Here is a 6,978-nt window from a genome sequence, read left to right on the forward strand (position 1 = left end):
TGTCATTCTCCTGTTTGGGGCAATTGCCCACGCTGATCCTCGCGGAGGCTGCCACTGTCGTAACCAACGCCCCACGCGTCCTCGAGGTCCTGGCCGAGCTGGGTGTCTGTCTGGCTGATGTGATGGTTGATCAAGAAACGCCTGGCCGGTGATTCGGCGTTCGCGTGGCCGGCCTCGAAGATGTTCGCGCGCTGAGCCTGGATGTCCTCGCCGCTGTCCTGCTGCTTGGCCTCGGTCCAGTCCCCGATGACGTTGCCGATCTGCTGCTCCAACATGCCCTGTCCCGTTTCGGTCATCACCGGGATCGCCGTGGCCACGACCCCGGCCGCGGCGACCTCGGGCAGGAAGGCCACACCGGCCGCGACGGTCGCCCCGGTACCGAACTCGATCCAGCCGTTGCGCTTCTCGAGCGCGTCGTTGTACTCCTTGTCCGCCGCGAGTTGCCCGGCCTTGAGCTGGTCGGCCCGTGACTGGTCCAGGAGTCCCTGGATCTCCGCGCCGCTGCGGGTCGCATCGCGTACGCGAGGCTCGTTGATGGAACCGTCGGCTCCCACCTGCGCTTCGAGCACGCTGGTGGTGTACACCCGCCCCGCCGAGGAGACTTCCGCATAAGCGTCCGGATGTTGTCCGAGCGTGCTGAGGAAGCTGATCGTGTCGCTCTGACCGAACTTGGCGTGACCGTCGATCCCCGCCCCGGGCGCGAAGGTGCTGTCCTTGCGGTTCTCGTCGAGCCCCCAGTTCAGATCGTCGATATAGCCCGCCCCCATCCGTCCGAGGCTGTCGGAGAGGATCTCCTGCTGCCTGACGAGCTTGGGATCGTTGCCGTACGTGTGCACGACCTGTTTCATGATCTTGGCCGAGTCCTCGTCGCGTACCAGCGTCGGTGTCGGATCGTCGTACGCGTGCCCGAGCGTCGCGGACTCCAGCGCGTGGCCCAGGGCGTCCACCCCGTAGGCCTTCGACGGCACCCCCGAGCCGTCCATCGGCCACTGGAACTTCTTGTTCGTCAGCTCGTCGAAGTACGTGTAGCCGAGCTTCGCGCCTTTGTATTCGCTGCCGTCGGCGTTGTACACCTTCGGACTGTCGTCGGCGAAGAACGCCTTGGAGGCTTCCGGGCTGTGCCCCAGCGCTTCGAGAGCACTGGTCAGCGGGTCGTATCCCGCGCCCACCTTTCCCGAAGGGTTGTAGCCGAAATCGGCGTCGAACCCGCCCGTCATGGGCCTGTTGAGGGTGAACAGGTTGGGGTTCTGGTGGTGCAGTTGGACGATGTGTCCGGCGATGGGGTTGATGAAGGCCGCGTCGTAGTTCCCGTACCGCAGCAGACCACCGAGAACCTGGTATCCGTACGGCTGGTTGAACCCTGCGTTCCCGAGGTGCAGCCGCTGGCCGCCGAGCGTGCGCATCTGATCACCCCAGCTCGCGGGCACGTGGTGCTTGTGGTCCGGGTCGGTGGCGTTGGCCAGCGCCAGACCCATGGACTGCTGAAGGTCCTTGGTCAGGGCGAGACGGACCTTGTCGTCACCGGCCGTGCCGTCGAGCGCCATGGAGCCGTAGAACTCCAACGTCTTCTCCGGGCCGAGGGTCTTGTAGAAGTCGGTGGCGAACTCCCCGCCCTTTTCCGTGCCGTTGTACTTCATCAGCCGGTCGAATTCCTTCAACTCGGCGTTGCTCATGTGCTCGCCCTTCTTGGCGAGTTCGACGGCACGGTCGGTCTGTGCCTCGTTGAGCGAGCCGTAGTCCGCGTGGCCCGCGTCGTGCAGGTCGTTGCCGTGGGACCGGCCGAGCGCGGCCTTCACCGACTGGTCCACGTCGTCGGCGCGCCCGACCGTCGCCGAGATCTGGTCGGCGATCGACTGCCAGTCCTGCCCTGCCTTGCCACCTGCCTTCGCCGTCTGCGCCTGGTCCCGCAGGACGCATTCGTGCACGGTGACCGTGGTGTCCCCGTTGTCGGAGATCGTGTAGTTCTTCGCCCGCGCTTCCTCCACCAGGGCCTTCAACGCGCGTTGCAGCGCGAGGAGTTCACTGTGCGCATCGTCGAGGACCTGGAAGACGCTGTTCGCCTCGGTGTGCAGATCGGTGAACTCTTTGGCCGTCCTGTCGACGAACCCCCGGGTGACAGCGGCGTTCACACCGGCCCAGCGAGCCGAGTCCGACTTGGCCTTCATCCCCGAACGGGCGTCCTCGTCCAGTGACTTGAGGGCGTCGACCGCTTGCTTCCAGTCGTCGACGGCCGCACCGAGCTTCCCGAGATCGACGTCGAGCAGGTCCGTGTACTTGAGTGGCACGGCGGTTCGTCTCTCTCAGTTCTCTCAGTGGAAATAGCCGTTGAGGCTGGACACGGACATCGCGGAACCGTCCCGGCCGCGGATCTCGGCAGAGATCCGTGTGTCGTCCTGGGCATGCAGCTTCTTGCTGTAGTCCAGATGGTTCGAAATGTGCGCGACGGCCTGAAGGACCGACTTCACCTGCGAGGTCCAGATCGAGACCGTGGTCACGAGGGCGGGGCCCATCGCGAAACCGCTCCCCTTCAACTCCTCGCCGGCCTGCATGGTCGAGCCGGACTCGCCCTTGCCCGAGCCCGCACCGGCGATATCCACGCGCTGCCGCAACCGGTCGTGGAGGATGCACGCCTCATGCCCTACGGCGCCGAGGTCGTCCTGGTGCACCACCAGATCACCGGTGGCGTTGCCGCCGTCCGCGGGGAGTTGGTTGAGCCGCATGTGCGCCGGGCCTCTCCGGGCCGCGTCGGCTTTGAGCTGCTCCCACTCTTCCCATGCCATTCCCCCGTACCTCCCGAGATCCCCTGCGACTCCCGGCCGACTGCGGCCGAGCACAGAGTTTCTAACTAGATCCTCAACGTGCCAACGAGGATGACGACTTGGTCCCTTGCAAAGCTGCGAACCTTCGCTGCTCAGGCATGCCGGCGTCTATGTCGACGTACGGCGAGCACCACCGCACCAGCGCCGAGCATCACTACGGACCCAACGGCCAAACCTGCCCGGAGGACACCGTTACCGCCGTCGCCCGAAGGCGAGGCCGAGGCCGGAAGATCGCCCTCCTTCGCCGACGCACCTGCCGCACCGGAGTCCGAAGCGTTCGAACTAGAAGCCGCCGAGGCCGGTACGGCGACGAGGTCAGGCAGCGGGTACGCCCCGGCCGGACCAGGGTTCCCCGGGCTCTGAAGCGCGACACGAGGCCGGACGATGCCGTACCCGATCGAGTCGTTGCGCTTCGCGCCGTCCGTGGGGGCGCCGACGGTGTTGAGCAGGACGCGGAGGACCTGGTTGTTGGTCCAGGTCGGGTGCTTGGACCAGATCAGGGCGGCGGAGGCGGAGGCGATGGCTGTGGCGTCGCTGGTGCCGTGGGAACGGCAGAGGTCCTTGCCGTTCGGGCAGGCGTGGTACATCTCGTCGCCGGGGGCGGCGAGATCCACCTGAGGGCCGAACTCTGACTCGGCGGTCTTGTGCAGGTCCTTGCCCACCGATCCCACGCCGACCACGCCCGGAGTGGCGGCGGGGTACTCGACCTGATTTCCGCCGGCGCCACTGTTTCCGACCGCCGCGAACACGAGCGAGCCCTTGTCCAGCGCGTACTTCACGGCGCCGGAGAGCTGATCCGATCCCTTGGACGATCCCATCGAGATGTTGATGACCTGTGCCCCGGAATCGGCCGCATAGCGGATCGCACTGCTCAGGGTCCGGTCGAACTCCCTGCTGTACCTGCCGGCGTCCCATCCCCTGTCCGGCATGCGCACGGGGAGGATCCTGGCCCCCGGTGCGAGCCCGAAGGTACCCTCGCCTCCGTTTCCCTGGCCGGTACCGGCGATCAGGAGGGCCATGGTGGTTCCGTGGCCGTCGTGGTCCGTGTGTTCGTCGCCGGGTGAATCCGGTGCCTCGTCCTGGCCTGCGAGCACCCGGCCCTTCAGGTCGGCCAGGTTGTCGTCCACTCCTGTGTCGATGACCGCGACCGTGATGCCCTTGCCCGTACTGGTCTGCCAGATCTGCTCGGCCTTCATGACGGTGAGGTGCCACTCCCGCTCCCGGACGGACTCCGCGTACGCGGGCGTCGCCACCATGCCCGTCAACAGCAGGCCCACGGTTGCGGAGACGGCGCTCCCCTGGCAGGAATTCCTCGACGTGCCGGCAGGCATCTGCTTCCTCTTGTTCACTGGGACTGAGCACTAGCGGGATGGCGCCACAAAGTCGGTGGCTCCGACTGGGTGTCCGAGCGGTCAGTGGGTTTCCCAGGCCCGGCTTCCTCGCTCCGGTCAGCGGCCTTCTTGCCTTGCTCGCCGTTCCGTCCGTCCTGTTCGCCGTTCCGCCGCGAGGTCGACGCACGGGACCCGCTCGGCCGGGCCCCCGGACGCTGCTGCGGCTGCGGGCGACCGCCCATGACACCGTCACTGGTGCCTAGGCGGCCCACCGGCGTCGCTCGCTGTCCTGCGCCTACGCCTTCCGTACCCCCAGAGGATCTCGGCCCGGCCGGACCGCGAGCGGTCGCACCACCCGGACCACCCGCCGTACCGGCTGTCCCGCCGCCGATGACAGTGCCGCGCGGCAGCCCACCGGCACGCCGACCGGTCGACGATCCGGCCGCCGGTGAAGGTGAAGTGGGGCGGCCACCGGTGATGCCGTTGCTGCCCCTGCTGCCGGACGCCTGCCCGGCAGTGGGCTGCGCGGTCTCGCGTCCCAGCGGTCCCACAGGCCGGCCACCAGTCACCGGACGCACCGTCCCTGCTGCCCCTCTCGCGGGCTGAGCAACAGCACGCCCGCCGGTCGTCGGACGCACCGTTCCCGTTCCCAAGGGGTTCGAAGACGGGTTCCGTACGCCGCCCGGCACCGTCGGCGGCGTCACTCCGGTGAGCCCCGAACCGCTGCCGACAGTCCGGCCCTCGTCCAACGGTCCGACTGGACTCGCCGGCGGCACTGGCGGGTGCGAGAACACTTGAACGCCGTCGACCCTCACCGCCACCTGATCCGGTACTTCGGGCGAGAGTCGGTTAACCGTCGTGTGCGGGCGGGCTTCACCGGCCGCCGATTCGGTGTCGTCAGCAGCCCGCGTCGTCGTCGGAACCTCCGCAGCAACCGAAAGCGCTCCGGTCGTAGCCCCGGTGGACGACATACGACTGCCCGCACCTCCAACAGAAACCACTTCGTTCTCGTCGCGCTTGACGACCGCCGGTTGGAGTTGCGTCGGCGGCGGCGGAAACCTCGGCCGCTCCAACCCCTCCAACTGCGTCGCCGACAGTCGATACGACTGCCCCAGCTTGAGCATCTGTGACGCGGCTTCCTGGCGGATCTTCTCCCCGGCCGCGGCGGAGGCGGCGAGTTCGGTCGCGGACTTGGCGGTGGCGGGTGTGGCGTCCAGGGCGTTGTGGGCCGGTGTCGCCGCGTTCGGGTGCGCCGGTGCGGGCTTCGGGTCGCGTGGGATCGAGGCCTGGGCGTGGGCGATCGCGTCGGATGCCTGGCCGAGCCACTTCGCCGCGTCGTCGCTGAAGTCGCCCAGGCGAAGGGTGGAGTTGGCCAGGTCGCCGGCCCAGGTGCGGAAGGCGTCGGCTCCCTCGCCCTTCCAATCCACGTACTGGGGGCGGACCTTGAGTTCCTCGCCGATCTTGCGGATCTTTTTAGCCGCCGCGGTCAGGCGGTCGGCGGCGGACCGCACCGTGCCCGAGTTCGCCTGGTCGAGCCACGCGAGCATCTGCTCGTGGCTCATGTCCTCGAAGGAGGTGCTGCCGGTTCCGGGCGTTGTGGCGGACATCAGATCGTGCCTCCCGCGTCGACCCCGGCCGTGGTGGGGGGTTTCTTCGGGAACCGGGGGTCGGGGTCGTACGTGCCGCCGTAGTGCTTCGTCGTCTCCGTGCTGATCGCGGTCATCCGGTCACGGACGTCGAGGTCGATGTTCCGGTATCCCTTGTGCGAGGCCAGGACCGCGATGTTCATGCCCTCCATCGAGTCGGAGAGCAGCTTCGAGAGTGTTTCGAGTTCGCCGACGACCGTCTGGTACGCGGTGAACAGCCCGGCCGCCTCCGCCCATTGGCCGCCACCACCGCCGAACTGCCGCCGCACGAGCTGCTCTTGGCCGCCCCTGCCCGGGCCGGCGTCCGAGTCCCTCAGATCGTGGATCAACTGGTCTACGTGCTTCCGGAACACCGTGAAGGACGAGAACTCGGTGACGACGTCCGCGGCGGCACCCCGCACCGCGTCGAAGACCCCCGCCGCCCACGACGACCCGGAACTCGCTCCCGATCCAATGTCGTTCGGCAGCACACTGCCATCCCCCGCACCTGGCCTGTCCGTCGTTTCCGTCGAGGTGCTGCGCCTCGACCATCATCACCACCACCTTAGCTACTCCCAGTGACAGTCTGAACCCACTCTGTAGCTAGCAGCGATCAACAACCGGCCGCCGTCAGTTGGGAGTCGGGACGATTCCGGTGAAGAGGAGGAACGCGAACGCGACGGTGCCGGGCGCGAGGACAGCGAGCACCGCGCGCCGGGCGACGTTACTGTCGACCCACTCGGCACGCCCACCCCGGCCCCTCCGCTACACCCGCCGACTCTCCAACGGCCCCAGATACAGCGCCGGCAGACCCCCCGTGTCGATCACGAGCCGCTGCACCACCACCGTCGGGTCCCCCATCCAGAACCTCAACCGGTGTACCCCGGCCTTCGTCACGGAGTGTCTCGTCGCCGTCGCGTTGACGTTGTCGGACGTGTTCCGCGCCCACACCGCGTTCAACAGCCCGTCATCAGCACCGACGTTGATGTCGACGGTCTCGATCGGCCCGTCGTCCAGCGAGACGCCGTAGCGCAGCCCGCCCGTCGGCAACGCAGGGTTACGAGGGGACAGATACGCCCACACCGTCACCTCGCCCCCGGAAGGCGCCGACACCAGACTCACCTCGTACTCCAGTCGCGGCGAACCCACCCCACCCGGCGTCTGCCTGGGCAGCGTCACCGGCCACGGCGTCACCCCCGCCCC

At 67.9% G+C, this 6,978-nt stretch carries 5 protein-coding genes and 1 pseudogene; all 6 read right to left on the reverse strand.

The window, feature by feature from the left end:
* Positions 1-2 precede the first annotated feature (2 nt).
* The gene (locus JHN63_RS16060; RefSeq protein ID WP_200681743.1) at positions 3-2,285 is read right to left on the reverse strand and encodes a hypothetical protein; all 2,283 of its coding nucleotides are present in this window, start codon (positions 2,283-2,285) and stop codon (positions 3-5) included.
* Between the two features lie 24 nt (positions 2,286-2,309).
* Positions 2,310-2,780, reverse strand: coding sequence for a hypothetical protein (locus JHN63_RS16065; protein ID WP_200681744.1), 471 nt, complete (start codon positions 2,778-2,780; stop codon positions 2,310-2,312).
* A 131-nt stretch (positions 2,781-2,911) separates the two neighbouring features.
* Positions 2,912-4,150, reverse strand: a complete 1,239-nt coding sequence (gene mycP, locus JHN63_RS16070) for a type VII secretion-associated serine protease mycosin (RefSeq protein ID WP_200681745.1) — start codon at positions 4,148-4,150, stop codon at positions 2,912-2,914.
* A gap of 14 nt (positions 4,151-4,164) precedes the next feature.
* Positions 4,165-5,757 carry a WXG100 family type VII secretion target gene (locus tag JHN63_RS16075; RefSeq protein WP_200681747.1) on the reverse strand — a complete coding sequence of 531 codons (1,593 nt, stop codon included), beginning with the start codon at positions 5,755-5,757 and terminating at the stop codon, positions 4,165-4,167.
* The gene (locus JHN63_RS16080) at positions 5,757-6,266 is read right to left on the reverse strand and encodes a hypothetical protein (RefSeq protein ID WP_307781899.1); all 510 of its coding nucleotides are present in this window, start codon (positions 6,264-6,266) and stop codon (positions 5,757-5,759) included. The genes JHN63_RS16075 and JHN63_RS16080 overlap by 1 nt, the downstream gene beginning before the upstream one ends.
* Before the next feature lie 274 nt (positions 6,267-6,540).
* A pseudogene (locus JHN63_RS16085) lies at positions 6,541-6,978 on the reverse strand (glycosyl hydrolase); the annotation flags it as partial.

Origin of the sequence: Streptomyces sp. MBT65, assembly GCF_016612545.1 — a bacterium.
GTDB lineage: Bacteria > Actinomycetota > Actinomycetes > Streptomycetales > Streptomycetaceae > Streptomyces.

What these genes read in the sequence shown, in the direction of transcription:
- JHN63_RS16065 (WP_200681744.1), bottom strand. Translation starts at nt 2,780, where the DNA reads ATGGCATGGGAAGAGTGGGAGCAGCTCAAAGCCGACGCGGCCCGGAGA.
- JHN63_RS16075 (WP_200681747.1), bottom strand. Translation starts at nt 5,757, where the DNA reads ATGTCCGCCACAACGCCCGGAACCGGCAGCACCTCCTTCGAGGACATG.
- mycP (WP_200681745.1), bottom strand. Translation starts at nt 4,150, where the DNA reads ATGCCTGCCGGCACGTCGAGGAATTCCTGCCAGGGGAGCGCCGTCTCC.